Raw genomic sequence first — 26007 nt, 5'->3', positions numbered from 1 at the left:
TTGAAGAATAAAAAGTGAGGAGATATTGTCATTTCTTATATCAGTAACTTTACGCTTCCTGCCGCTGGTTTGTTTGCTTTTTAGATTAAAATATTATTAATATTTTCTTTTGATATTTCAAATTTCATAGATTTTTTGTATTTTGTTGACACTTTATGAAATTAAAAGAATTTTTACACTATACGTATATTTTCCCCATTTTGGCGGTGGGGTACTATTTTTCCGGCCTGATGGGTAGTGGCGTTGTTTATGATATTATTGCAGGGCTTCTGCTTACCGGAAGTGTCCTGTCTGCCGTACATCACGCAGAAGTGGTAGCGCATAAAGTAGGGGAGCCGTTTGGAACCATTATTCTGGCACTCTGTATCACCATCATTGAAGTCGCGTTGATCATCTCGCTCATGGTTGCCGGCGGAGATCAGGCAATCACGCTGGCCAGAGATACGGTTTTTGCCGCTGTCATGATCATTCTTAACGGAATTTTAGGGATTTGTATCCTCGTAGGTGGCGTTAAATATCATGAACAGTTCTTTGCAAGAACTTCTGCTACAACCTATTTAGTGAGTATTGTTTCAATTCTGGTGCTTACGCTGGTTCTTCCTAATTTTACTTCAAGTGTCAACGGACCTTTCTATAATGAAGCTCAGCTCATATTTATTTCAATCGCCTGTCTTGTGATCTATGGAGTCTTCCTGATGGTACAGACTGTACGCCACAGAAGTTACTTTATCGTTCCAGACGAACATCCGGAGGAACATTATATCCCTTCATTGAATAAAACGCTGATAAGCTTTGGTTTTCTGGTGGTTTGTCTGGTGATTGTAGTCTTAATGGCCAAAGGTCTTTCCGGAACGATAGAAGGAATGGTACAGAGTATAGGAGCTCCTAAATCTTTGGTTGGGGTTATTATTGCAGGAGTGGTGCTTCTTCCTGAGGGAGTGGCTGCCATACGTGCTGCAAGAAGCAATCAGATACAGTCCAGTTTAAATCTGGCATTAGGATCTGCTTTGGCCAGTATTGGATTGACCATTCCGGCCGTATCTACCGTTTGTATCATGTATGATATTCCGTTGGTCCTGGGACTTGACAAGAAAGATATTATCCTGCTTTCATTATCTGTATTTATTGTAATGCTCTCGTTAAGCCGTGGGAAAACCAATGTCCTGTACGGAACCGTTTTATTAGTGAATCTGGCGGCCTATATCTTTACCGTCATTGTTCCATAATTAATTTTTAAGCAAAATCCTGGAACCGGGATCACATAACCATAACCGCATTACAGCCTCCTCGCAAGCTCCATTTTAAAAGCCATCAGCCTGGCGATGTTTTCAGATTTGTAAATGGCCATTTCAGCATTTTCTCCGGCAAAATTTTCTTCGATCGTTGTTCTCCAAAGCTCAAGCCAGCGGTCAAAATGCTTTTGTTCCATAGCCTGGATCTCGTTGATTGGAAAATGAACGCCCATAGGATTTCCTTTGTAACTCATCTGCCCAAACAAAATGGATTCCCAGAATGAATACATTTTCGGAAGATGCTTGTCCCAGTCTACTTTAGCTACATCGCTAAAGAAAAAACCAATGGTCTCATCTTTAATTACTTTGGTGTAAAACGAATTAACAAGATGTTCAATCTCCTCTCTTGATTCCAATTTTTTCATCTTTCAAAAATACTGTAAAATCAAATTAAAAATTCATATAAAGACTTGATAAATTTCATTATCAAAAATTATTTGTAATAGAAAGCTAAATCGTATACAGAGCGTAAATGATTAATAGTCTGTATTTTCAGCGAAAGCGCTAAATTTCTTTACACCCCTTTTATCTGTACGTTTGTCAAGTAAACTCCACGACTAACCTATTAAAAGAAATATTCACAAGATTTCCATAAATAAAATTAAAAAAGAGGAAAATAAAATCAGATGTAAAAAATAGGACGAGTGGATCGCTTGCGCTTTTTAGGGCTAATTGAAGCCTGTCATTAGGTAATTTATTGACAAAGCCAAAAATTGGTTTTATAATATCTTAATAGGTAGTCGTAGATAATCATTTCAAATGTCCTTTGATTGGAAACAAAAAGCCGGTTGATATTCATATGAAAAATACTTTGAAAAAATATTTTGAGAGGCATTCCCAAAGACTCATTTTTGTCGTGGTACTGAATTTTTTCCAATACAGCCCGGTCTGTTTCAATATTGAGAATAATAAATTCTCTTTCATTTACGTATTCTTCCGAAAAAAGAAAATTCAGAAATTGAGGCTTTAATGCTCTGTATTTTTTATCTAGTTGGATGTTAAGTACTTTATCTGCATGAAATTCAGCTTTAAAATCTTCATTGAAATCTTTGATCCAGTCAAGCTTTTCCTGAATACTGAGACCTAGTGTTGCTAAGAAGGTATCAATCAGAAAAAGACTGATAATGATCTTCTCTTCATCGTCAAAATGCAGACATTGTAAAGTGAGTTCACTATTGCTGTGAAATAATGTTTCAGACTCTTCCATCGTATATTCACCATATCGCTCTACTTCTCTGTTATAGGTATCCAATAGGATGGATATGATTTCACCGCTTTCAAGGTATTGCTGCAGGGCTTCTTTAACCAATTGGATAACAGAATTGTAATCTTCGGTGCTACGTAATCTGAATCTTAGCCGGATATGAGGTTTCGGATCCAGATACCTGATGAAGAACCACTTTGAAATGTAATTGTTTTCCTGAATATCTGTAATCAAAGATAGGAGGGCTTCCTCCAGAATAATATCAGCTGTTTTTACACCCGTATAGATTTTAAGATACAGCCATTCAGTTCCGGGAATAAATTTTCTTTTAGTCATTCTTCCATTTTTTTATGCATCAGCCTTATACAGCGAAAATATGAATTCCCTCTTATGATCATTACTTTCATGATATAAAAATTCCTCAATAGTCAATGATTTTTCGCTTTTGACAATGTGTATGAACATTTGAGCCATATCATAATTTTCCAGATTCAGGGTCAGCATATTGTCGAACTGTGCCCACTGAATCCAGGCAGGAATTTTCATTCTGGTCCTCAATTTTTTTAATTCCGATAAAAAATGATTTTTATCAGAAAGTAATGGAGATAAATGTAAAATATCTTTCTCCGTTATTTTCCATCTTGCTTTTGAAAGAATGATATTTCCATATTCCACTCTTGGCAAAAAACGGTAAATATGTTCCAGTCCGCCCCAATCAAAATAAAGTCCGGTTCTGATATTCTGCGAATACAGATCAGATAAAAAATGATAGACAGGAAGTGTGTCCGAAGAGTAATTATGGGCATTGGTAAGATAAGGTTTTACCTCTTTATTCAACCTTTTTGACCGTAAAACAATTCTGTCATTTTTCAGCGAAATATACAGGTCATCCACCGGAATTTGGTTTTCTAAAGGCAGAACGGATTGTGCCAAGTATGGGATTTCATATTCCCGTAGTGTAGGTCTCCGGATAATATTTCCTATTCTGGCTTCTGGCAGGTGAATGATTTCTGCGGTAATATAGCCGGGATTCAGCTCCTTTTCCTTACAGGCAATGGCTTTTGCTAAATTCCGGATTTCGGATTTTTCCGAATGAAATCTTCCTAAAAGATTGGCACCGCTGTTGGCTGTACTGCTGTTTATAAATAGTTTTTCCTGGTGACCTTCTGAAATTATTTCTGTTAAAAAAGATTGAGTATCAGGTAAATCATCCCAGTTTTCCTCAAAGGTGTCAAAATCTTTATCGGACAATTCAATTTTTTCGAGATGGTATAATAAGGCATCCTGCAGCTTTTCATTCAGAATGCTAACCAGGGAATTCATATGAATGCTTCTGTTTTGCTTTTTTTTGGAAGCGGGTAATTTCAGGTCTTCCAGATAAGGATGAAGACCTTTTGCCGAAGCGCCTTGTTTGTACCCAATTCCTGTTTCAGCATCAAGAACATACATTAATGGTATTTCCTCTGCTTCAAACCGTTCTGAAAATGCCTTTTTAAATTTTTGAAAAGGTGTTTCAGATTGAGGTATTATAATTTTATTTAATAAACAAATACCCTTTTTAAGTTCTTTTTTCCAGTGTGAGGACAGATAGAATTCATTTTTGAAGTAGAGATCTGTCTGAAAGAGATATTTCTGATCGTACTCCGTATTAAAAGATTTGATTAATTCTGCTATTTCAGAATACATTTCAACAGGATTTCCGAAATGGAGGTCCAGTTGGTCCAGCTTATCTTTAATGTTTTTCAGGATATCTGCAGCATTGCCGGCGTTTATTTTTACTAAAACAGAAATCAATACTTCCAGAAAATCAGTTTCTGATACATTCGGTTCGAGCTGACTTACCAATAATTGATTGTCAATAAGTTCTTCGATAAACTCCTCAGCTTCGGCGAATGTTATTTCTTCATTAACGAGAGTTTTAGTCATCTCGCATATGGTTTTTCCGGATTGTGAAAAATCCAGTATTTGCTTCAATTCTTCTGAAAGAGGAGCAGATGATATAATGTAATCCCTTTTTCCGCGGGTGTACTGATATTCTATATAGCGGATTTTATTCCCAATCTTATAGATGCTGTTGTTAGGATAAAACAGCAGTTGCTCTCTTATCTCCTTAGTTTTTACAAAATGCTGAGCCAGGGATACTAAAAAATGCATATCCAGTTTCGTGTCTCTCAGCCGGTCATCTGCCGGTAAATTTTGTGTATTCCGTTGGTCTGATAGTGTTGTAAATTTTCCAGGCCCGACACCAGAGAACAGTCCGAAAGGAGTGCATCGTGTACTCATACGGCTGAAATATTTCAGAAGGGTATCTTTTATTTTCTGGTTTTCTTTTTGGGAAAGGATCTTTTCCGGGCTGAGCCATTTAACCATTTCTCCATATAGAAAAGGAGAAGCCAGATAAATAGCTTCCTGAAAAACAGGATGGGAATATATCTCTTTTAATACGGCCTCCGGAATCTCATCTTTTCCTAGGTATTTCAGGAAATCATTAGATGAAAATAGGGGAGTACGGACTACAAATTCGTCAAAAAAAAGGTAAGGAAAACGGGACATTTACTTTTTTGTATTTTGTTGGGGCTGATAATCGGGATGATCCAGCTGCCACAAGGCGAAAGCAAACATATCTGCTGTATTGGCATAGCGATGTGCTGCGGGAACATTACCTGCATGGCCACCTTCATAATCTATTTTCAACATTACAGGATGCTCCGAAATATTCGCTGCCATCAATCCTGCTGCAAATTTTACTGGTTCCCATACGGTAACCCTCTGGTCATTGATGCCGCCGGTAATAAAAGTGGCAGGATACTGAACGCCTTTTTCAAGATGATGATAAGCATCCATTTCCAACAAGGCTTTAAATTCTTTCGGATCCTTTACCGTCCCAAATTCTTTGGGTTGCGCATTAGGGGTTGTCTCATCTCTTACGGGATTCATTACCCCTACTTCAGCGATTACAACTTTAAAAAGATCAGGTCTTTCTGTCATGGCTCTTCCAACGGTAATTCCGCCTGCACTCGCTCCCCAAAGCGCTACTTTATCTTTTGAAGTATATTTTTCATTAATTAAGAATTCAGTACAGTCAATCAGGTCCCTCCAGGTATTGGGCTTGGTTTCCTTATAGCCCGCCAAACGCCATGTTTCTCCTTTTTCTGAGCCTCCTCTTACATGAGCGATAGCCACTATTCCGCCCTGGTTAACCCATAACAGGTATTTTTTAGCAAAAAAAGGATTGATGGAAAATCCATACGATCCGTAACTTTCTATTAAAACCCGGTTTTTACTGTCTTTTTTGACGTTTTTATGATAAATGAGTGACACTGGAATTTCTTCGCCATCTCTTGATTTTACCGTAACTTCATTAACAATAATATCTTTGAACTCAGGATATTCTGTAACGGGTGTAAGATCTTCCGGTTTAAAGGTGTTGTTTTTTAGGTGATATCGGAATCTTTGGTTATCATTCGCCCAGCCGGAACAGACTACCCATATATCAGAATAGTCCTGCCCTTTAGACTGCAGAACAATATTTCCGGATGAATAAGGAAGTTTAATTTCGATATCTTTTCCTTTATTCAGTAAATATAATTTGGCTTCTACTCCGTTTTTGGTAGTGGTATAGTAGATCCCATCTTTGGTAATTCTATAGCTTTTAATAATCTCGTCCTTTTTTTCAGGGATCAGAACTTCGGGATTTTTGAAATGAGGATGACTGATGTTGGTCTTACAAAGCATGTTAAGAGAAGAATTGTAACTTGATAGAAAAATAATATCATTGTTCAGCTCTTCTAATGTTTTGGCTTTGTCTTCAGATTCTGAAAAAGGTTTCCAGTTCTTTTTTCCACTTAAGAGATCTTTTTTAGGGATGATGTATGTTTTTCTGTAGGTATTATAATCTACAAGCATACCGATGTAGTATCGGTCATCTTTATCAAATTCCAGAATCATAGGAAACTGGTCTTCCGTAATGTTCAGCTCCGGGTTATTTTTTGCAGAGAAAACGTCGGTTATATTTTTAGGATCAGTCCCGATCTTATATAAAACGGTTCTTGTGTTTTTATAAAAATCGAGTGATTTGGAGTATGTAGTAGGGTAGTGAAGATAGAAAAATCCACTGTTGTCATCCAGCCATTTGATTCCCCCTGCGCTTACAGGTTCTATCTGGGTAATAATTTCCGGATGGATATATTTTTTTTCAACGTCAAGAATAATAACTTCTGCCAGCTCCTGTCCTTTTTCAGCCATTGAGATGGCCACTTTAGTGCCGTCCCAGCTTGGATTCAGATAATTAATGACAAATTCATGATTTTTTTCTGACTTTTTATATTGAGAAGGGTCGTAAAGCAATTCTTCTTTTCCTGAGAGTTCTTTACGGTAATAGAGTTTAGCAACTTTTTCGTTGCTGTTCTTTTTTAAATAAAAATATTTATCATTATCTGTTATTTTCAGGTTGGTAGTGGCGTATCCCTGTCTCTGATCAAATTCAAGCATTTTTGCTGAATAATAATTTCTTTTGGGAATGAGGTTCAGAGCGGCATTAGTATAAACCGTCTGGGTTTTCATCCAGTTGAGGGTCTGGGGATCTTCCAAATTTTCCAGATTTCTGTATTCGTCTACAATCCTGGTTCCGAAGTAATCATCAGTAGAAGGTTTAGACGGTGCCGGATTATTTTTTTGTGCCCGTACAGAAACAGAAAAAAAACAAATAATGATAAATATTAAATACTTCATAAAAAGGATATAATTATCTTACAAAGGTATGTCTTAAAGGGGTAGGAAGTGGTTCATCACATCCGTCATTGATACCAGCACCCATATTGCCACCGCTTCCTCCATTAATCATTTTCATGTCATTAATCTTCATGATTTGTGTTTTTTTTAGTGATAGTTTTTTCTCTTGTTCGTTTTGTTTTTTCATAAGAATATAATTTTTTAGTAATCTGTTGCAAATAAAGGAATATTTTTTAAATCAACCATGTTGACATAGGATGGATTTATAAATTCATGACATTTGAGAATGTTTTAATTGGTTTATTTACAAATATTTACAGGTCTTGTTTGCTTTTTTTTTAACCCTCGTTTTTTGATGAAGAAATATGTAAATTTGCAGGATACTACTATAACGATGAAACGAATATTTACCTTTTTATTACTTTCAGCCAATTTTTTTTATGCTCAAAAACAACTGACCGATTCTTTGAAAGGATTCAGTTATGCAGAGCTTAAAAAAAAGTTTAATGATTATGATGAAAAAGACAAAATTCAGGAATCTAAAATCATTGCAAAATATTATTTGCAGAAAGCGAAGAGTGAAAAAAATAATCTTCAAATGGCAGAGGGATACCTCCTGGTGCATTTTAATGAAGATTTTCCACTGGCAATGAAATACATAGACAGTGTTTTTATTGTTACAAAAAACACCAGGGAAAGCTCATATGATGCTATTGCCTATCGGATGAAAGGAAATTTGTACTATAAAAATGATAACCTGAAAGCCGCCCTCGATAACTATATTGTAAGCTTAAAATATGCCCAGAGGCAAAAAGATCAGAAATTAATTGCCTATGCTAACCTTAATATTGCCTATATCAACAGTCATATCGGGAGAAATGTGGAAGCGGCCAAAATGTTCAGACATTATTATGACTCCAATGAACTTTCTGAAAGCGAGCATAATCAGACTCGCGTTAACCTGATCAACTGTTATATAGAAAGTGATCAGCTCGACTCGGTAGGTGTTTTAATTAAAGAAGGGCTGGATTATTCTACCAAAAATCAAAACAAATACAGTGTCAATCAGTATTTATATCTGTCAGGATTTTCTTATTTAAAGCAGAAAAAATATGAACAGGCGATCGGGGAGTTTTCCAAAGCCTATGATTATTTCTCAGATATTGAGGATAATAATGCCAATTATGTCCTTTACAGCCTTGGAAAATCATATGAAGGACTGAATGATAAAAAGAAAACGGTAGAGTATTTCACTAAACTGGATGCCAATGTTGAAAAAACTAATATTACTTTCCCTGATTTAAGGGATGTATATACCTTTCTCATAGATTATTATAAAGATAATGACGACACACAGAAGCAACTTTATTATATAGACCGCTTCCTAAAAGTTGATAAAAAACTTGATGAACAGTTTAAATATTTGTCTACAGAACTTCCTAAGAAATATGATACACCCAATCTTTTGAGGGAAAAAGAGAATATTATTAATGACTTGAATAATAATAAGATAAGCCTTTACGCTTCTATCAGTGTTCTCCTACTGATCCTTATTTTATTCATTTATTTGTATTATAAATCCAAGAAAACTGAGAAACAGTATAGAAAAATCGCTCAGGATCTGATTCATTCCATTGAAAAAAAGCATATGGAACCAGTTGAAATTCAGAAGAATGAATTTAGCCAGGAGGAAACCCAGCCACTGATAATAGAAGAAGTGATGCCTGAAATAAAAGATAAAACCGGTAATGCATTATCTGAAGATGTCACACAGTCTATCCTGAAAGATCTGAATACTTTTGAATCCAAGGGCCTTTTCCTGAAAAAGGGGATTACGCTGGCCAGTCTTGCAAAGACTTTTAAAACGAATACTGCCTATTTATCAGAGGTAATCAATACCCATCAGGGAAAAAATTTCACCACTTATCTGAATGACCTTCGTATTGATTATGTTTCAGAGCGATTATTAGAGGACAAAAAGCTGAGATCTTATAAACTTCCTGCCATTGCAGATGAATTAGGCTATAATAATGTCCAGGCTTTTTCGGCTGCATTCAAGAAAAAAACAGGCACTACTCCCGCAATTTACATCAAAGAGATTGAAAATTCAATTATATCTTAATTTTCACATTTGTTTTATAATGTACTGTTTATTAGTGTTTTAAAATTTTATAATTTATAAATTCATAGAGTGGATTTATAAATCCCGGCATCTATTGTTTTTTTTGAGTTCGAATCTTATCTAAGTTTGTCTCAGAGAAAAACACAAATATTTTTTCTTTCCCATCCCAACAACATGGAAAATTAAAAATATAGAACACGAATCAGCAAAGGTGATCCCAAAACTGTATGAGCCAATACAGTTGTTCTGATAAAAGTTTGAAAATCTTCTTTTAATAACAAAATTTTTTAAGGAAAATATCAAATGTCAAGAGTCACCCGCTGTAAGTAAAAGATGTCCAATTTTAAAATATCTACGCATGATCAGAGATCTATTAATTAATTGTAGAGAAGGCAATAAAAAAGAAATCAAAAAATTTATTGCTTCAGCTGAAAACCTGGATAAGGGTAACTGCTTAAATGTTTCATTTGGTGCTGTAGCCAATGCATACAGAGCAAAAACTGTTATCAGCCCGCTGAAAAAAATACAGTACCTGTCAACTTTCAATAAAGAGATCACCTCTGCAGTAGAAAGTGCAGATGCAGAAAACAGATATGAAGTAGTATTCCTGAGATACCTTATCGAAAGCAATATTCCAAGAGGGCTGGGTTTTTCCCAAAATATCATTCAAGACAAAAAAGAACTGGAAGCGCAGGTAGCGAGTCTTGATGAAAAACCTTTCAGCAGTGATTATAAGAAATTTATTACTAACGTTTTACTAAAAACAGAGTGATGAGCTCGCTGTGGAATGAAATTCATACCAGCCTGCTGACCCATTCAGGTTCTTGGATTCTTGATTTTAATAATAGAAAGATGACCTATCTTGAAATATTATTGGAAGTTGAATCTTTGGAAAAGAATTTTTCAGAGACTGATTTTGAAAATAAGTTGTTTGTTATAGACTATCAGGGTAATACAATAAATTTGATTATTCTTTATTTATTGATCCTGAAGAAAGGCGGCTGTGTGCTCCTGATTGAATGTACAAAAGAAAACCTGGAGGGAGTTCCGTTTTTTTACTCAATTATTACACAGGATAACTCTTGTATTCCCTTTGATTTTGATTACGAACTACACAAAACTCCATATGGGGATATACTTATAAGAAATGATCACCGGGACAGGCCGCTTAAAAATACCTCTGTAGTATTGTCAAGTTCCGGAACCACAAAAGTAAGGAAATACATTATGCATTCTTCGAATAGTATATTGCAGAATATCAGGTCTAATGTAAGTTCTCTGGAGATCAGCAGTAGCCATACCAGTATTGTATGCCTGCCGTTGTATTATTCATATGCTTTGGTAGCACAGTTCTTTTCTCATCTCTTGTCGGGAGGAAACTTAATTCTGTCATCTTATAAATTTATTGCTCTGAATTTAGTTTCATATATAGAAAAATACAATGCAACCAATTTTTTTATTACGCCCACACTTCTAAGGACTTTACTGGCCTACAATGTAAAGCTTGGTGATGCATGCAGAACTTTGGAATTTATAAGTATAGGAGGAGGTTACATAGGGAAAACATGTTTTCTGAAGTTTACAGGTCAGTTTCCTGTTCCTTCCTATTACAAAACCTATGGTACATCAGAAGCAGGGCCTAGAGTAGCTACCTATAAGATCAGATACTCGGATAAGGAAGATTTTGAACCGAATTATCTGGGAGTCCCTTTGGAAAATATTTCCCTGGAAAAAGATGTTTTTTTTGCCACATATCATCAGAAGGACATCTACAGCCTTACGATTAACACGCCTTCGGTTTTTAACGGATACCTGAATGGGAGCGAATATATGGGAGATCCCAACAAAGTGCTGACCTCAGATCTCGTGTATATTGAGAATGAAAAATTTTATATCATCGGAAGGAATTCAGATTACTTCAGTCCATTTAAGATTTGGGATTTTGAAATTCAGGACCTCTTTTTTAATAATATTCCAAGTCTTCTGAAGGTAAATACGGCAATGAAAAATGACCGGCTGTCGATCAATTTATGGGTTAATTCCAAAAGGACATTTTCCAACACCGATTTCAGCTCTATTTTATCCGGTCGTATAGATTCAGGGATGCTTGATCATATTGAAGTCATGCTGCAGAATGAAAGTCATCAGTTTACCAAATAATATTTATCTCTTGTATACCTATAGTGAGGAAACAAAAACAGGAGTTGCAGAGGATTTAGTGAGTTCCTTTTTCGGAAAGAAGATTATGATTGAAAAAGGAAATAACGGAGAACCTTTTATTAAAGACTCTGAATATTATATAAGCATTTCCCATTCACGTCATCTGGTTATCTGTGCTGTTTCTTTGAGACCGATAGGAATCGATATTGAATGGAAAAGAGAAATCAATCAAAAGTGTTACCCGTTTATTAACAGGCTTTACGGACATATAATGCCGGTGCATAATGTGAATGACTGGGTAAAGCTGGAAGCAATGGTGAAATTATTAAAACTAAAACTTATTAACGCCTACCAAAGTGAAATAGATATCAGCTCAGTGTATTTTAAAGAGATTAACATTGATGATGAGTATGCCTGTGCTATTTGTAATAAAAAATAAAAAAAATCAATACCATTATATGAAAAACTTTCCTTCACCCTCACAACTGTTGCCGCATAGACCGCCCATGCTGTTGGTTGAGAAAATAGTTGAATTCGAACCCAATACCCATCTGATTTCAGAAGCATTTTTTAGAGAAGATAATTATTTTTTTAAGGGACATTTTGAAGGAAACCCGATAACTCCGGGAGTTATACTGGTAGAAACAATGTTTCAGACTTGCGGATTATTTATTCGTCTTAATCTTGAATATTCAAAAGTTCCGGGTTCCATTCTTGGTAGAGCTATAAAAATTAAAAACACAACATTTAACCAGGAAGTATACCCGGAACAAAGATTAAGAATTTCATCAAAGTTAAAGTCCATCATTATGGGGTTTTACACCTTTGAATGTGAAGTGACCTCAGAAGATAAAGTAGTCTGCCTTGCAGAATTAGTTTTAAAATAATTGAATTTTGGAAAAGAGAATCGTTTTTACAGGTTGGGGAGCCGTTACTCCAAAAGGATTGGAGAACCAGGATTTTGCAGAAAGCATTTCCAAGAGGGCTTTTTCATTTTCAAGTGATCATTCTTGGACTAAGTATGATATCGGAGATATTTATTTCGGTCAGATTCCGGCAATAGATATCAGCAAATATCTGCCTATGAAGGCTCCGTTTCCCAATCAGCTTTCAAGTATTGCTATGAAAGCCTGCATCAATGCATTGCATGATGCGAATTTGTACGAAAGTGATTTGCTGGATAACACGGGACTGATCATTACCAATACGCTGGGACCCAGCGCCGAAATCCAGAACTTTCTTACCACCCTTTTTACCAAGGGTCCGGACAGGCTTAGCCCGTTTAATTTTTCGAAGGCAACATCAAACAGTGTGCTGGGAGATGTTTCGAGAGCATTTAAAATAAAAGGTCCAAGCTCTTTCGTGTACGGAGAAGAAAGTGTGGTATACGGAATTGACCTCATCAGGAACGGACATTGTGATATTGTGATTTGCGGAGGAGTGGATGAGATCAAGGAGCTTACTCTTTTTAATCTTGAAAAGAAAAAGAAGGCAGTAGAAGCTACCGGTGCTTCCATGCAGGAAGATATGATGAATGCAGACAATAAGAATATTTTCAGCGAATCTGCAGGATTTGTAGTGATAGAAACGCTGGAGTCCGCTCTGAAGAGAAATGCTAAAATATATGGTGAAATAATTGATTATCATTCTTATATGGACTCTACCTCTTCGTATACTATATTCGAAAGAGATGCGGAAGAGCTCAGGTTCAACGTAGAGAAGATATTGCAGAACAATGAAATCAAAAAAGAAGCCTCCATTAATATCCTGGGAACATCATGTCTCCCCTGGCAGATTAAAAAATATGAATTTATGGCATTAAAACCTCTTCCTTACAAATTCAATTACAGCAATATTAAATTGCTCCTGGGAGAAGGGCTGTCAGGTTTCAGCAACCTGAATGTTATCGCTCCGTTTGTTACCGAACCTTACAAGCCTTCAGAATATGTAAGCATAGAAGATATTCCCCATAATATTTCACTTGGCGTAACACCGGACCACGAAAACAGTTTTACGCTGGTTCACAACTATTCATTAGGAGGAAATAATACAGTTTTACTATTAAAAAAATACCAATGACAGCAAAAAAAGTACTGATATCTGGCGGTTCCAGAGGAATAGGGAAGAGTATAGCCCTGAAATTTGCAAAGGAAGGATGTGAAGTTTTATTTACATATAAAAGTAGTGATCAGGAAGCGCTTGAACTTGTTAAATATATTAATGAGAATTACAAATGCCCATCGGCAAAAAGCTACAAATGTGATATGGCTGATGCTGCTGATGTTAAAAGACTTTTTAAAGAGAACAAAGAAGAATTTTCTTCCCTCTCTGCACTGATCAATAATGTAGGGGGTCACGGGAAACTTAAACCTTTTATGTTCTGCAGCAATGAATATTTCCAGGAAATACTGTCAATGAATCTGATGTCTGTAGTGAACGCGGTGAGGGAAGTACTGCCCATATTTATCCGAAACAAAGGAGGGCGTATTGTCAACATTACCTCTATTGCAGGAACAAAGGGTAATCCAGGACATTCACCTTACGCAGCCTCTAAAGGAGCGATCATCGGTTTCTCTAAATCGATCGTAAAAGAAGTAGGAGGGATGGGAATTATTATCAACTCTGTAGCACCAGGCTTTGTAAGCACAGAAAGTACCAATGACGTTCCGGAAAAATACCTGAAAATGAGAATAGACAACAGCATCTATAAAAGAATGGGAATGCCGGAAGAGATTGCAGACGTAGCACACTATCTGGGAAGTTCTTCTCCGGAATACCTTACCGGACAGGAAATCATTGTGGACGGAGGTATTACAGGATAAAAATTAGAAGGGTAAGTAATCTATTGATATGACCATATGAGCGAAATTAATAAAAAAAGAGTTGTAGTTACGGGGATAGGAATGCTAAGTTCTTTAGGAAAGAATAAGGCAGATCACATCAATGCTCTCACGGATAACGAGCTTTGTACAAGAAATATAAAGAGATTTGATGTCAATCATAAGTTTTACAGAAATGATAAAGCCTTCTGTATAGATCATGAGTACCTGAATGAAATATCAAAAGACGACAAGACTATTCAATTCAGCTGTGCTGTACACAGTATTGATGAAGCCGTAAAAGATGCACGGCTTACCAAGGCGGAGCTGAAAGACGCTGCCCTGGTTGTAGGCTCTTCAATAGGCTCAGGACATAGTTTTACAGAGTATTATAAAGAATTTATCTCTACTCTTGAACTTACCGACGAACTGCTTTACCTCTCATCTCATTCCGTGCAGACAATTACCGGAGATATATGCAAGCATTTCGGGATCAGAGGTCAGTCTTCTACCATTTCTACAGCCTGCTCGGCCAGTGCCAATTCCATAGGGAGAGGGCTGGATCTTATAAGAACCGGAAAGTATAAGACAGTGATAGCAGGAGGAGTTGATATTTTTTCAGAACTCGCTTTTTCTGGATTCAACTGCCTTCATGCCTTATCTAAAACATACTGTACCCCTTTCTCCAAAACAAGAGACGGACTGATGCTGGGAGATGGTTCTGTATTTTTGGTTCTTGAAGATTACGATCACGCTATAGAAAATAAAAAAGAGATCTACGCAGAAGTATTGTCTTATTACTTTATGAATGAAGCACATCATCCTACAGCTTTAAAATCTGATGGAAGCACAGTGTATAACTGTATGGATGGCGCCTTGAAGAGAGGGGGCATCACCATCAATGATATAGATTATATTAATGCCCACGGTACCGCAACACCTACCAACGATGGAAGTGAGCTTCTCGGGATCAGCAAACTTCTGGATCAGGGAGATAAAAAGGATGTCCTGTTCATCAGTTCCACCAAAAGCCAGACCGGTCATTGCCTCGGAGCTGCCGGAGCTATGGAAGCAGCCCTTACGATACTGGCCATGAACCATTCATTTGTTCCGCCCAATTTACTGCCGGATGATCACATGATGATCGATATCCCTGAAAATGTAGTGATTCCACGCAAAGCTGTAAAGGAAAAAATCAATACAGCCATCTCGAATTCATTTGCATTCGGTGGATGTATGACAAGTTTAATATTAAAAAAAAATTAAGAATATGGAAACAGATTTAATCAAAAAAGAAATTAAAGAGATTATCATTGATGTGCTGAAACTGGATATGACACCGGATCAGATTGACAACGAAAAAAGCCTTTTCGGGAGTGAAGACGATCCTGAAAGCGGGATCATTCAGGATTCGCTGGTTGTTCTGGAAATAGCGACCGTATTGTCTGAAAAGTATAATATAGATCCTTCGGAATTTAATGAGCAGACATTCATGAATATTAATTCTTTGGCTGATCTGGTTATCGAAAAAGGAAACCTGATAGAAGAGAAGGTTGAAAACTAGACTGCCACTCTTGCAATCTCTTTCCGGAAAATATTTAGCTTGCCCATTAAGTTGAAGACGGAAGTTCAAAATTCAATATTTCCATAAGCGGAAATCACCCTCATTTATATTTTAAGAATTGTATTTCTCTATGCTTTTTAGCATGGGACGGATATAGATATGCTATCAATTTTAAAATTGAAGGACTTTTTACAAGTCATGTTTGACTTCAAGAATATTATTAACCCCATTTAAATTTAATTTCTCATGGAAAACAAAAATTTAACTAATTCTATCTCTATCGTTGAGCTGGAAGAAAGATTCGAAACTTCTGTTGTTTCTCTGGATGCTGAAAGATGCAGCCGTAACACAGCAGACGTAAGATTAGAGGCATCTGCACTTTAAGATGATCATCGTCTTCTGATCAAAAACTAATATTAACCTTAAAATTTAAATTCTCATGAAAAACAAGAATTTGTCTAATTCTATCTCTATCGTTGAGCTGGAAGAAAGATTCGAAACTTCTGTTGTTTCTCTGGATGCTGAAAGATGCAGCCGTAACACAGCAGACGTAAGACTGGAGGCATCTGCACTTTAAGATGATCATAGTCTTCTGATTAAAAAACTAATATTAATCCTTAAAATTTAATTCTGATGAAAAACAAGAATTTAACTAATTCTATCTCTATCGTTGAGCTGGAAGAGAGATTCGAAACTTCGGTTGTTTCTTTAGATATTGACAGATGCAATGATAACAGAGCAGATGTTAGATTGGAAGCTTCAATTAGCTAGTAAGACTTGATGAAAGTCACCTTTAATAAAAATTAAATATTAACCTTTAAAATTCAATTCTCATGGAAAACAAGAATTTAACTAATTCTATCTCTATCATCGAGCTGGAAGAAAGATTCGAAACTTCAGTAGTTTCTCTGGATGTTGACAGATGCAATGGAAACAGAGCAGATGTTAGACTGGAAGCATCAGTTCTTTAAGACCTGGCTATTGTAAAGCGGGGTGAAAGCCCCGCCTTACATTTTTACCATAATGATCTGATCATATAGGTAAGTATATAAATAAGAGTATTGACAGAATAGCTTCGGAATGGAAGCTTTTGAGTGGTCTGTGATTCATAAGATAATCACTTATATAACTTCAGGATCACATTGCTGTAATAAAAATTCAGATTTAATTTTAGTTGTTGATTACATGAATACAAGTGATTTTGATATCATAAAGGATAACGGTAGATATCTGTTGATTATCAATGAGAAATATTACGAAATAAATGAAGTGACCTACACCATCTTTCTGGAAGTGAAGGAAGGCCATACTTTTGATGAAATCAGTAAGCTGCTTTATCAAAAGTATGATATTACCTCAACTCCGGAAGAGCTTCAAAAAAGTATAACGGATATTGTGACCCCACTGCTGAAAAAAGAAAAAGTGCACAACCTGTCTTTTATGTGGTACAAGGTAGATCTTCTTTTTCCGAAACATTATAAGAAAATAGCAGATGCCTTACGATTCCTGATAAAGCCTTATATATTCTGGCCGGTCCTGATCTTATTTCTTCTGTTCAATTTGTATAAGCTGGCATTTCTGCCACAACATGATATGGGCGGAGAGTATTGTACTGATACGCTGGGGGTATATTTTGTCACCTATCTCTGTTTATTTTTTATTCTTATTATCCATGAGCTGGGACATGTGACCGCAACACAGTTTTTTAAACAGAAAACATATTCTATCGGCTTTGGGCTGTATCTTATATTTCCTGTTTTTTATGCAGATGTAACGAATGTGTGGGCATTAAGCAGATACAAAAGGGTCGTGGTTAATCTGGGAGGAATTTTCTTTCAGTCTATATTAGGAGTTCTTCTGTTTTGCTGTTATACCTATATAGATCTTAATGATAATATAAGATACATACTTCACAATGTTTTTATTATCAACGGAATTACCATGCTTGTCAACTTATTTCCGTTTTTCAAGTTTGATGGATACTGGCTTTACAGTGATTTGTTCAATCTGCCCAATCTCAGCAAAAAATACCAGATGTGTATCCGGTTCTGGATGAAAAAGATCATCTGGCCACTTTCCTCTTTTTTTATTGAGGATGAGAGAAAATATATGAATCCTTATAACCCGCCACTGATCATCTATTCAGTGTTGAAAGTGGGAGTTAATATTATGCTTGCACTGGCTATTATTAATTTCCTGGGAACTTATATCAATACTTTCGGAAGTATTCTCAAAGTGGAGAATATGGATGCTTGTTCTATCCTTAAGCTGGTCTATAAATTTGCAATTCTGACCTTGCTGATGATTTATTTTACCAAACTTCTTAAAACATTATACAAAACTGTAAGATCAAAAATATACTGACATGAATACACTACACACCAATCCATACGTTCATAAAGAAGAAAATAAATTAGTCAATTCAATTACCGGCGAAAAGCTCCTGTGTGGAGACCGTATTTTTGAAATTATAGATTTCCTGAAAATACCCAAGCCATACCGGGAACTGGAAGAAAGATTTGAAGATATCAATGAAGACCTGGGGGGAATTCTGAAAACACTGGCTGCCAAAAGTTATATTGTTCTTGATAACAACTATAAAGACACCGTTACCCAGATCACACCGCATACACCGCATTTATTTAATTTGCCGTATAAAAGTATTGCGGCTCCTCTTGACAAGAAATCATTTGGTTTCATAGGAGTGCCGCTGGGAATTGGTAACAAAGAGAATATTCAATCGTCTCAGTTAGCTAATTCATTGAGAGCTTATACCAAAAAATATGGGTTGGATCTTTCTGCTACGTCACAGATAAAACCTGATGTTTTCGGAGGAACGGAGGAAGACTATCATCAGCTGATGACCGCTATTAAACAAGGCGAAATTTTCGACTACGGAAATATATTTTTCAATACCCATGAATCTCCCGGATTTATGTATGAAAAAATTTATGAAATTTCCAGAACATGTTTCAGCACATGTAATCTGGTTCCTTTCTTTATCGGAGGAGATCATTCAATAAGTTATCCCCTTATTAAAGGTGCTATAGATAAATACGGAGATGATCTTTGTGTTTTGCATTTTGATGCACACACCGATACCTACACCTCCAGCTATGATAACATCAAAAATACTGATACAGTGCATCATCATGGAAACTTTATGACCAAATGTTTTGATGATGGACTCAAGCATGCATTTCAATTCGGAATCCGCGGAATTGTAAATAACCGTCAGACTTCAAATGAAAACCGAACCATCATATGGGCACATGAAATAAAAAAGGCCCTGAAAAATAATCTGTCATTGGCTAATCTACCTGCCGGAAAAAAATTCTACGTGACGTTTGATTTTGATGTTCTGGATCCTGCTTATTTTAATAATACCTCTACACCAGTTATTAATGGGTTAACCTTTGAAGAGTGCCAGCAATTGATCCGGAATGTTCTGACAGATAGGGATATAGTAGGTTGTGATATTGTAGAAGTCTATCCTGATAGTAATGACCAATCTCCTCAGATTGTTTGTCAGATGATATTCGATCTGATTAATAGCATCAAGAAAAATGCTGATCAAAGAAGTATATAACAGCCATTATACACAGAGGATCGTTTTTCTGAATCCTATGGGAATGGATAGCTCTTACTGGACAGATATTGTGCATGTTAAAGAAGAATTTGCAGAATATGAGCTAATTTTTGTCGATTACCCGGGATATCTGGATAACAAGGCAGAGCCTGAAGACCATTTTTTAAATCTGGTTGAAAATTTGAAAATCGAACTTGAACAGCTTGAACAGAAAGAAACCTTCCTAATAGGTTGTAGCTATGGCGGGAAGGTAGCCATGCACCTGGCCGAGATATACGAAGTGAGAAACCTGATCCTCATAGGAACACCTCCCAATGTAGAAGAGGAAGATCTAGTGTATTATAAATCCCTTGCTGAGGTCTTATGTAAAGATCTGAATGAGTTTTCGGTGAAATTGATAGAGTATTGTTATACTGAAAAAGAAAGAAAAGAAAACCCGTTCCTGGCTATCATGTTTTTATTTTACGTGAAAAGACACAACCTTAGAGAAGCAATCATCAGGCAGTTGAAGCATCTCACTGACACGACTAAGATCGTAAACAACAGATTACATCCTCTGATCATCGTAGGTAAACAGGACGTGACACTGAAAAAAGAGTACAAAAAAAAAATTTTGCAGATATACCCATCCTGCCATTTTAAAGAGTATGAAGATTTTGGGCATTTTACACTCAATAACAACCCAAAAGCAATAGAGATAATCAAAAAAGCACTGCACCATGAGCAATAATACAAACCGAGTATACGAAGTAAGGAAATCTATAAAAGAAGTCACTGCACAGAAAGAAATAAAAAAAAGAGAAGAAGAGCAGACGAAGGACTTTCACTTTATGTCCGCAAATTTAAGCCGCTTCATGCCCGAAATTCCGAAAGAAGACCATTGGGAGCTTTATCTGGATATTATAACAACCATGAGACTGAGAGAATTTGACCTCACAGAAATCCAGCAGTTTTCTGATCAGGTAGGAAAAAACCTTGATACTGAAATGGATTCCAAACCTAAGATCTACATAACGTGCCATCTTGGATTCTGCAAAGCGGCTATCAGCGTTCTGATCCTGAACGGGATCGATAAAATAGCCCTGATTGTTGATGAAAATACCTACAACAAACAGGCAAAAACAATTCTGGAAATTAACGAGCGTTTTTGCAAGCTGTTCCAGGTCACCAACAGCCTTAAAGTTATCAATGTAGAAAAAGCCAATACTGTAATAGAAATATCCCAGTTAATTAAAAAGGGATATTCATTATATGCCTATTTGGACGGAAATTCAGGATATAAAGGGGTATACAATAAAGAAAAAACCATTAAAGTAGATTTCCTTGCAGATCATCTTTATTCACGGACTGGGCTTGCCAAAATAGCCTACTTTACAAAAACGCCGATCGTGCCGTTTATTACCTATTATTCAGAAGATAAACTTCATCCGCATGTTCATTTCTTTGAAGAGATTCCTGTGGACACCACAGCAAATATCGATGACTTTTCAGACAGAGCGATCAGGCTGATCTATTCACATTTCGAAAAGTATATTAAAAAATATCCGAATCAGTGGGAAGCCTGGTTTTATCTTCATAAATATCTTTCAAATGATGTTCTTTTGAATAAAGACCAGACCATAGATATCCTTAAACTTGAAAAAAAAGATATGGAGAACGGCAAATTTGCGGTTTTTAAAATTGATGATAATGCTTACCTGTTCGACAGACTGTACTACGTTGTATATCCTATAAGCCAAGAACAGTTTACCCTTCTGAAAAACCAGTAAATATGTATAAGAAATTATTGATAATAGCGGTTTTTATACAAAATTATTATTACGCACAAACTCATATTTCAGGAGTTGTTGTGGATGAATATAACAAACCCATTGAAAACGTAAATGTTTTTATAGACGGAACACTCTTCGGAACTTCCTCAGATCAGAAAGGTATTTTTGCTTTTGAAGCGGATTCGGATAAACCGGGTCAGTTTAAAATTATTTTTCAGAAAGACGGCTATGACCATGGAGAGGGAGAATACAAAGTAAAACCAGGTGAAATCGATCTGGGCAAGACCACCTTGTATAAAAGCCGGACTACAGGAATAGAAGGAATCAATATCATAAAAGGAAAAAGAAACGGAGATGGGCAGCTGTCTGCACTAAATCCCATGGACCTTATCCTGACCCCCAATTCTCTGGGAGATGTAATGGCGGCTGTTATCAAATCATATCCCGGAGTGCAGCTTAACCCCAATGACGGGCGATTATTCGTAAGGGGAGGCGACCAGACAGAATCCGCAGTAATGATTAACAATATGCTGATGAGCAGTCCCTTTGGAACCGCAGGACCAAGTATACCTGCAAGAAGCCGTTTTTCACCAATGATTTTCAGTGGTGTTTCTTTTGCAACATCGGGCTTTTCTTCAGAGTACGGGCAGGCGTTGTCTAGCGTTTTATCACTCAATACAAAATCTAATGACGTAGATAAAGAACTTGAGCTTTCTGTAAAAAGCGTTGGGGCAGATGTTTCTATGACGAATAAAATTAGTGATAACCTTACGCTGATGGCGAAGGTGGAATATCTGAATCTCCAGCCTTACAGAGCTGTATTTCCTTCAAGATACCACTGGAACAAAGATTATAATATGGCTGGCAGCGAACTGGCCGCCACTTATAAGATTAAAAACGGATATATAAAATCATATAACAGGTTTGATTATACCACTTTTGATTATCAGCGAGATGACATCGCTATATCAAATAATATGGTCAATACCGTATTGTATGAAGGAAATATCTACTCCAATCAAACCATTAACCTGAACCTGGATAAGGTAAAGTTTTTTTCAGGAATAGCCTATAATTTCAATAAAAGAAATATTGCCGGAATATTCTCTGAAAATGATAAATCCAAGGTGGATAATAACATGCTTCACATCAAATCCCAGCTTTCTTTCACACCTGTAAAGAACCTGAGCAGTACATTCGGGACAGAATTCATTAATGTACATTATTTCATAGATTATGTGGACGCAACGAATACCAAAAACAGACTGGATAGATCCATCGATAACAATATTATTGCCTTCTTTTCTGAAAATTCCTATAAATTCAAAAAAGGATTTACTTTGAATGCCGGTATCAGACAGGATTATTATTCTTATACAAAAGACATTAAGATCTCTCCCAGAATTAGGGGAGAATACAAGAGTCCAAACGGAATTAAATATTCCCTGTACTACGGACAGTACTATCAAAGCCCCCGTAATGGTGACCTTGTATTCGATTTCAAGAGCAATCTTAAAAGCGAAAGAGCAGAGCAGTATGGTGTGAACATTTACTATGAAAAAAACAACAGAACCATCTTCATCGATGCATTCAAGAAAAAATATAGTGACTTGACCAAATTTGTCTATGCACCGAACTCAAGACAGCCGATTAATTTTAACAATGACGGGTACGGATATGCAGAAGGGGTGGATATATTCTTCTATGACAAAAAAACATTCAATAATTTTGATTACAGGATATCTTATACCTTTCTGAACTCCAAAAGAGATTATCAGAATTATCCTTCACTGGCCACACCGCCTTTTTATTCCAAGCATAACTTCACTGTTAATACCCAGTTTTGGCTGGATGCGGTCAACAGTATGGTAGGATTATCCTATTTGTTTTCCAGTGGAGAACCTTATACCAATCCGAATAGTAAAGACGGATTTCAAAACTCTAGAATAAAACCTTATAATTCTGTAAACTTGAATCTTACCTACCTGTTTTCAAACAAATTTTATATCCATGGATCAGTTTCCAATATTTTTAATTTCAAAAATATAGCGGGGTATAACTATGGCGATTTAGACAGCAACGGAATGCGCCAGGAACAGATGATTTTGCCAGTATCCGACAGGTTTTATTTCCTGGGTGTGTTTTACACCATCGGAGGTTCCAGATCAACAAAAGATAAAGTAAAAGATTTATAACAACAGCCTGGTCATCGATCAGTATAATATCAAAAAAACAAGAATATGAAACATCTCATTTTTTTATGTATTTTAATTTTTAACTTTTGTAATTCCCAGCAGAAGAAAAATGTATCTATTTCTTTTACCACTTCTGAGTCTAAAACAGGGACATTGTATATTGCTGTGTATGATAATTCAGAAAAGTTTCTTCAGACTGCGGTTGCCCGATTCAGTACCAGCTACAGCGGAAGCAAAAAACACTTTGTAATAAAAAATATGGGAGTGGGTAAATCGATTTCAGTGTCTGCTTACCTGGACGAAAATACTAATGCCAAACTGGATAAAAATTTTCTTGGAATACCCCTTGAACCTTACGGATTTTCTCAAAATGCAAGAGGGTCATTCGGTCCTCCGAAATTTGAAGAAGCCTCATTTACTGTGAAAACCAACAATTCAATAACAATAAATCTAAAATAATGAAAGTACGAATTTATCTTATACTGGTTTTAATTTTTGCAGGTATCGCTGTACATGCTCAAAATTCATCCATTGAAAAAGAAACCCAGGAAGTCGTTTTGAAATCTCTTGAAAATCTGGAAAAAGAATATTCTGTAGAATCTCTCCGTAAAGAATCGCAGATGATGGAGAGGCTCAGCAGTAAATACAAGAATGACTGGGGTGCTAAGTATTACCTTATTTACTTTAAATTATTGATTCTGAGAGATAGTAAAAGTGAAGAGGAAAAAAACAGTATTTTCAGTTTTTGTTCCCAGAACATCAGTCAACTGATCGATATGAGTAAGGATAATAAAGAGAAAAGCGAGGCCTATGCATTAAAGGGCTTTCTGTTTTTATCGGCTGTAAGCATGGATCCTATGAAAAACGGACCGCAGTATTCCGGAGAAGTGAACAACGCATTTGAAAAGGCTATAAAAATCAACAACAATCCCAGAGCACTATTCCTGAACACTTTATTCAAAGAAGGAATGGCACAGTTTCTTAAATCTAAATATCCGGATCTGTGTAAAGAGCTTTTCCTTGCCAATAAATACTTTGCCGAAGATCTGGGGGAAGTAAAAAGGCTTAGCAATATCTATCCTACATGGGGAGGCTCTGTAGTAGCCAATAAGATCATTCAAAGCTGCACCTGTAAAAATGAGTAATAGAGGTGCAGAAAGACTGAAATTTTCTGTAAGGAATACCGTTTTATTTTGCTTTTTAACCTTTGTTATGCAAATGATTCCAGCACAAAACTATTCAAAGAAAGATGTTCTGAATGATCTGAACTATTTTGAAACTGTTATAAAGGGGCATCCTTTATACAGCGACTATCTGGACAGTTCAGAAATTTCAGAGGTCATTTCTGCAGGCAGGGAAGAAATTCAGACAGATTCAATATCATTTTTTCAGTATAGAATTATTCTTGGAAAAATATTTTATAAGCTGGGCTGTATTCATACAGGAGTTACAAAACCAAGGTTTACCCCTGAACATAAAGTTCCTTTGGAGATAATGATAAATAATGGTTTTTTCATCACCATGGCAAATGACAAAAAGTGGATAGGCAGCAGAATTATTAGCATTAACAATATTCCCATCGAAAAAATTTTTAGTAATCTCAATCAAATGGTGGGAAGTGATGGAGGAGGAAGCGGTTTTGGAGAATATTTTTTTATTAGGAATTTTTCCGTTCTTCTGGCAGAATACTTTGCAAAAAGTGATGCCGTGACCGTTCTGACTGGAACAGGAACTTTTGATCTTTATAAAGTTCCGGTTCCGGAAAGAATTGATACCACCTCACCGGAGAAAAAGAAAACGTATTCTGCGGTATCTATGGGCACTAACAGTTTGCAGATGGCCGGAAATACAGGAATACTTAAGATTTCAGGTTTCGATGGTCCATCAAAGAGATTCTTCAAAAAGGTGTTCAGGTTTTTTAAGGACAACAATACGGAAAATCTGATTATTGATTTAAGAGGGAATTTAGGTGGTAGCATGAGATCTGCGATGTTTCTGTGCCAGAATCTGGTATCAGAGCCTTTTGGATATGATATTGATTACAGAAAAAACGACCTGTTCAGACATTTGAATACAAAAGGAAAGCTATACTTCGGTTTGTCTAAAGTAAAGTACACTTTTGAAAATATTTTTTCATCTAAAAAAATAAATTCAGATACAAGGGCGTACCGTTACCGGTACAGATCTTTAAAGAATAATAATATAAAATCAATAAAAATTCTTACTGATGAAGGTACCGCCTCATCATCCACTATGTGTGTGACCATTTTAAAAAGAAAATTTGAAAACGTAAAAATTATCGGAACCAGACCTTCAGGAGGATACAACGGTAATAACGGTGGGGCATTTCCCACAGTTACTCTGCCGGAAACCAAAATAGAGGTGAAAATCCCTTTATACAGAATTGTTTTGGACAGAAACTCCACTCAAAGACAGGGAATTACCCCGGATTTTGAATTGGAAACAGATGTTGAAAGCTTTTTAAGTAATGATGATAATGTACTGAGAAAGGCTCTTGAGGTGTATTGATCATTGTGATAATTTTTTATCTTTATTATT

General features: G+C 36.2%; 25 protein-coding genes. 21 read left to right on the top strand and 4 right to left on the bottom strand.

What is annotated here, in order from left to right; all coding sequences use genetic code 11:
* Positions 1–155: 155 nt before the first annotated feature.
* Positions 156–1226 carry a calcium:cation antiporter gene (locus tag EG346_RS05675; RefSeq protein WP_123877269.1) on the top strand — a complete coding sequence of 357 codons (1071 nt, stop codon included), beginning with the start codon at positions 156–158 and terminating at the stop codon, positions 1224–1226.
* 50 nt (positions 1227–1276) lie between these two features.
* Here the strand turns inward: EG346_RS05675 and EG346_RS05670 are convergent, their stop codons facing one another.
* From EG346_RS05670 to EG346_RS05655, 4 genes are all read right to left on the bottom strand, one after another.
* Positions 1277–1657 (bottom strand): group III truncated hemoglobin, encoded by a 381-nt coding sequence (locus tag EG346_RS05670; protein ID WP_123877268.1) that lies wholly within the window; start codon positions 1655–1657, stop codon positions 1277–1279.
* A 329-nt stretch (positions 1658–1986) separates the two neighbouring features.
* Positions 1987–2832 (bottom strand): thiopeptide-type bacteriocin biosynthesis protein, encoded by an 846-nt coding sequence (locus tag EG346_RS05665; RefSeq protein ID WP_123877267.1) that lies wholly within the window; start codon positions 2830–2832, stop codon positions 1987–1989.
* A gap of 12 nt (positions 2833–2844) precedes the next feature.
* Entirely contained in the window at positions 2845–5049 is a 2205-nt protein-coding gene (locus EG346_RS05660; RefSeq protein WP_123877266.1) for a lantibiotic dehydratase family protein, read from the bottom strand.
* A complete protein-coding gene (locus tag EG346_RS05655) occupies positions 5050–7227 on the bottom strand; it encodes a prolyl oligopeptidase family serine peptidase (RefSeq protein ID WP_123877265.1) in 2178 nt (725 codons plus the stop codon). It abuts the gene before it with no gap.
* A gap of 394 nt (positions 7228–7621) precedes the next feature.
* Here EG346_RS05655 and EG346_RS05650 point away from each other — a divergent pair, with 394 nt between their 5' ends.
* From EG346_RS05650 to EG346_RS05570, 20 genes are all read left to right on the top strand, one after another.
* Complete coding sequence (locus EG346_RS05650) at positions 7622–9349, top strand: helix-turn-helix domain-containing protein (protein WP_073328149.1); 1728 nt, start codon at positions 7622–7624, stop codon at positions 9347–9349.
* Positions 9350–9707: 358 nt separating this feature from the next.
* Positions 9708–10121, top strand: a complete 414-nt coding sequence (locus EG346_RS05645) for a hypothetical protein (RefSeq protein WP_073328146.1) — start codon at positions 9708–9710, stop codon at positions 10119–10121.
* Positions 10121–11509 carry an AMP-binding protein gene (locus EG346_RS05640; protein ID WP_073328144.1) on the top strand — a complete coding sequence of 463 codons (1389 nt, stop codon included), beginning with the start codon at positions 10121–10123 and terminating at the stop codon, positions 11507–11509. The genes EG346_RS05645 and EG346_RS05640 overlap by 1 nt, the downstream gene beginning before the upstream one ends.
* Complete coding sequence (locus tag EG346_RS05635; protein ID WP_073328141.1) at positions 11484–11948, top strand: 4'-phosphopantetheinyl transferase family protein; 465 nt, start codon at positions 11484–11486, stop codon at positions 11946–11948. The genes EG346_RS05640 and EG346_RS05635 overlap by 26 nt, the downstream gene beginning before the upstream one ends.
* Before the next feature lie 19 nt (positions 11949–11967).
* Positions 11968–12396: a 3-hydroxyacyl-ACP dehydratase FabZ family protein gene (locus EG346_RS05630; protein ID WP_164466375.1), complete on the top strand. Its 429-nt coding sequence runs from the start codon at positions 11968–11970 to the stop codon at positions 12394–12396.
* Positions 12397–12403: 7 nt separating this feature from the next.
* On the top strand, positions 12404–13588 hold the full coding sequence (locus EG346_RS05625) for a beta-ketoacyl synthase N-terminal-like domain-containing protein (protein WP_164466341.1): 1185 nt from the start codon (positions 12404–12406) through the stop codon (positions 13586–13588).
* Positions 13585–14331, top strand: coding sequence for an SDR family oxidoreductase (locus tag EG346_RS05620; RefSeq protein ID WP_123877262.1), 747 nt, complete (start codon positions 13585–13587; stop codon positions 14329–14331). The genes EG346_RS05625 and EG346_RS05620 overlap by 4 nt, the downstream gene beginning before the upstream one ends.
* Positions 14332–14367: 36 nt before the next feature.
* Entirely contained in the window at positions 14368–15594 is a 1227-nt protein-coding gene (locus tag EG346_RS05615) for a beta-ketoacyl-[acyl-carrier-protein] synthase family protein (RefSeq protein ID WP_123877261.1), read from the top strand.
* A gap of 4 nt (positions 15595–15598) precedes the next feature.
* Positions 15599–15892, top strand: coding sequence for an ApeE family acyl carrier protein (locus EG346_RS05610; RefSeq protein WP_123877260.1), 294 nt, complete (start codon positions 15599–15601; stop codon positions 15890–15892).
* Positions 15893–16138: 246 nt separating this feature from the next.
* A complete protein-coding gene (locus EG346_RS24750) occupies positions 16139–16276 on the top strand; it encodes a hypothetical protein (protein WP_164466340.1) in 138 nt (45 codons plus the stop codon).
* A 55-nt stretch (positions 16277–16331) separates the two neighbouring features.
* Positions 16332–16469 carry a hypothetical protein gene (locus tag EG346_RS24745; RefSeq protein ID WP_164466339.1) on the top strand — a complete coding sequence of 46 codons (138 nt, stop codon included), beginning with the start codon at positions 16332–16334 and terminating at the stop codon, positions 16467–16469.
* 256 nt (positions 16470–16725) lie between these two features.
* A complete protein-coding gene (locus EG346_RS24740) occupies positions 16726–16863 on the top strand; it encodes a hypothetical protein (RefSeq protein WP_164466338.1) in 138 nt (45 codons plus the stop codon).
* 214 nt (positions 16864–17077) lie between these two features.
* Positions 17078–18256 carry a M50 family metallopeptidase gene (locus tag EG346_RS05605; RefSeq protein ID WP_123877259.1) on the top strand — a complete coding sequence of 393 codons (1179 nt, stop codon included), beginning with the start codon at positions 17078–17080 and terminating at the stop codon, positions 18254–18256.
* Between the two features lies 1 nt (position 18257).
* Positions 18258–19481 carry an arginase family protein gene (locus EG346_RS05600; RefSeq protein WP_123877258.1) on the top strand — a complete coding sequence of 408 codons (1224 nt, stop codon included), beginning with the start codon at positions 18258–18260 and terminating at the stop codon, positions 19479–19481.
* Positions 19459–20211: an alpha/beta fold hydrolase gene (locus tag EG346_RS05595; protein ID WP_123877257.1), complete on the top strand. Its 753-nt coding sequence runs from the start codon at positions 19459–19461 to the stop codon at positions 20209–20211. Before EG346_RS05600 ends, EG346_RS05595 begins: the two co-directional genes overlap by 23 nt.
* Complete coding sequence (locus EG346_RS05590) at positions 20201–21250, top strand: LpxL/LpxP family acyltransferase (protein ID WP_123877256.1); 1050 nt, start codon at positions 20201–20203, stop codon at positions 21248–21250. The genes EG346_RS05595 and EG346_RS05590 overlap by 11 nt, the downstream gene beginning before the upstream one ends.
* 2 nt (positions 21251–21252) lie before the next feature.
* Positions 21253–23448 carry a TonB-dependent receptor gene (locus EG346_RS05585; protein WP_123877255.1) on the top strand — a complete coding sequence of 732 codons (2196 nt, stop codon included), beginning with the start codon at positions 21253–21255 and terminating at the stop codon, positions 23446–23448.
* Positions 23449–23493: 45 nt separating this feature from the next.
* The gene (locus tag EG346_RS05580) at positions 23494–23907 is read left to right on the top strand and encodes a DUF2141 domain-containing protein (protein ID WP_123877254.1); all 414 of its coding nucleotides are present in this window, start codon (positions 23494–23496) and stop codon (positions 23905–23907) included.
* Positions 23907–24593, top strand: coding sequence for a hypothetical protein (locus EG346_RS05575; protein ID WP_123877253.1), 687 nt, complete (start codon positions 23907–23909; stop codon positions 24591–24593). The genes EG346_RS05580 and EG346_RS05575 overlap by 1 nt, the downstream gene beginning before the upstream one ends.
* Positions 24586–25977, top strand: a complete 1392-nt coding sequence (locus EG346_RS05570) for a S41 family peptidase (protein ID WP_123877252.1) — start codon at positions 24586–24588, stop codon at positions 25975–25977. Before EG346_RS05575 ends, EG346_RS05570 begins: the two co-directional genes overlap by 8 nt.
* Positions 25978–26007 lie beyond the last annotated feature (30 nt).

It is taken from the genome of Chryseobacterium carnipullorum (genome assembly GCF_003815695.1).
GTDB classification, from domain to species: Bacteria; Bacteroidota; Bacteroidia; order Flavobacteriales; family Weeksellaceae; genus Chryseobacterium; species Chryseobacterium carnipullorum.
This window is presented reverse-complemented; position numbering and strand designations above follow the sequence as displayed.

Excerpts from the sequence above, each read along its gene's own strand:
- EG346_RS05675 (WP_123877269.1), top strand. The coding sequence starts at position 156 with ATGAAATTAAAAGAATTTTTACACTATACGTATATTTTCCCCATTTTG.
- EG346_RS05670 (WP_123877268.1), bottom strand. The coding sequence starts at position 1,657 with ATGAAAAAATTGGAATCAAGAGAGGAGATTGAACATCTTGTTAATTCG.
- EG346_RS05665 (WP_123877267.1), bottom strand. The coding sequence starts at position 2,832 with ATGACTAAAAGAAAATTTATTCCCGGAACTGAATGGCTGTATCTTAAA.
- EG346_RS05660 (WP_123877266.1), bottom strand. The coding sequence starts at position 5,049 with ATGTCCCGTTTTCCTTACCTTTTTTTTGACGAATTTGTAGTCCGTACT.
- EG346_RS05655 (WP_123877265.1), bottom strand. The coding sequence starts at position 7,227 with ATGAAGTATTTAATATTTATCATTATTTGTTTTTTTTCTGTTTCTGTA.
- EG346_RS05650 (WP_073328149.1), top strand. The coding sequence starts at position 7,622 with ATGAAACGAATATTTACCTTTTTATTACTTTCAGCCAATTTTTTTTAT.
- EG346_RS05645 (WP_073328146.1), top strand. The coding sequence starts at position 9,708 with ATGATCAGAGATCTATTAATTAATTGTAGAGAAGGCAATAAAAAAGAA.
- EG346_RS05640 (WP_073328144.1), top strand. The coding sequence starts at position 10,121 with ATGAGCTCGCTGTGGAATGAAATTCATACCAGCCTGCTGACCCATTCA.
- EG346_RS05635 (WP_073328141.1), top strand. The coding sequence starts at position 11,484 with ATGAAAGTCATCAGTTTACCAAATAATATTTATCTCTTGTATACCTAT.
- EG346_RS05630 (WP_164466375.1), top strand. The coding sequence starts at position 11,968 with ATGAAAAACTTTCCTTCACCCTCACAACTGTTGCCGCATAGACCGCCC.
- EG346_RS05620 (WP_123877262.1), top strand. The coding sequence starts at position 13,585 with ATGACAGCAAAAAAAGTACTGATATCTGGCGGTTCCAGAGGAATAGGG.
- EG346_RS05615 (WP_123877261.1), top strand. The coding sequence starts at position 14,368 with ATGAGCGAAATTAATAAAAAAAGAGTTGTAGTTACGGGGATAGGAATG.
- EG346_RS05610 (WP_123877260.1), top strand. The coding sequence starts at position 15,599 with ATGGAAACAGATTTAATCAAAAAAGAAATTAAAGAGATTATCATTGAT.
- EG346_RS24750 (WP_164466340.1), top strand. The coding sequence starts at position 16,139 with ATGGAAAACAAAAATTTAACTAATTCTATCTCTATCGTTGAGCTGGAA.
- EG346_RS24745 (WP_164466339.1), top strand. The coding sequence starts at position 16,332 with ATGAAAAACAAGAATTTGTCTAATTCTATCTCTATCGTTGAGCTGGAA.
- EG346_RS24740 (WP_164466338.1), top strand. The coding sequence starts at position 16,726 with ATGGAAAACAAGAATTTAACTAATTCTATCTCTATCATCGAGCTGGAA.
- EG346_RS05605 (WP_123877259.1), top strand. The coding sequence starts at position 17,078 with ATGAATACAAGTGATTTTGATATCATAAAGGATAACGGTAGATATCTG.
- EG346_RS05600 (WP_123877258.1), top strand. The coding sequence starts at position 18,258 with ATGAATACACTACACACCAATCCATACGTTCATAAAGAAGAAAATAAA.
- EG346_RS05595 (WP_123877257.1), top strand. The coding sequence starts at position 19,459 with ATGCTGATCAAAGAAGTATATAACAGCCATTATACACAGAGGATCGTT.
- EG346_RS05590 (WP_123877256.1), top strand. The coding sequence starts at position 20,201 with ATGAGCAATAATACAAACCGAGTATACGAAGTAAGGAAATCTATAAAA.
- EG346_RS05585 (WP_123877255.1), top strand. The coding sequence starts at position 21,253 with ATGTATAAGAAATTATTGATAATAGCGGTTTTTATACAAAATTATTAT.
- EG346_RS05580 (WP_123877254.1), top strand. The coding sequence starts at position 23,494 with ATGAAACATCTCATTTTTTTATGTATTTTAATTTTTAACTTTTGTAAT.
- EG346_RS05575 (WP_123877253.1), top strand. The coding sequence starts at position 23,907 with ATGAAAGTACGAATTTATCTTATACTGGTTTTAATTTTTGCAGGTATC.
- EG346_RS05570 (WP_123877252.1), top strand. The coding sequence starts at position 24,586 with ATGAGTAATAGAGGTGCAGAAAGACTGAAATTTTCTGTAAGGAATACC.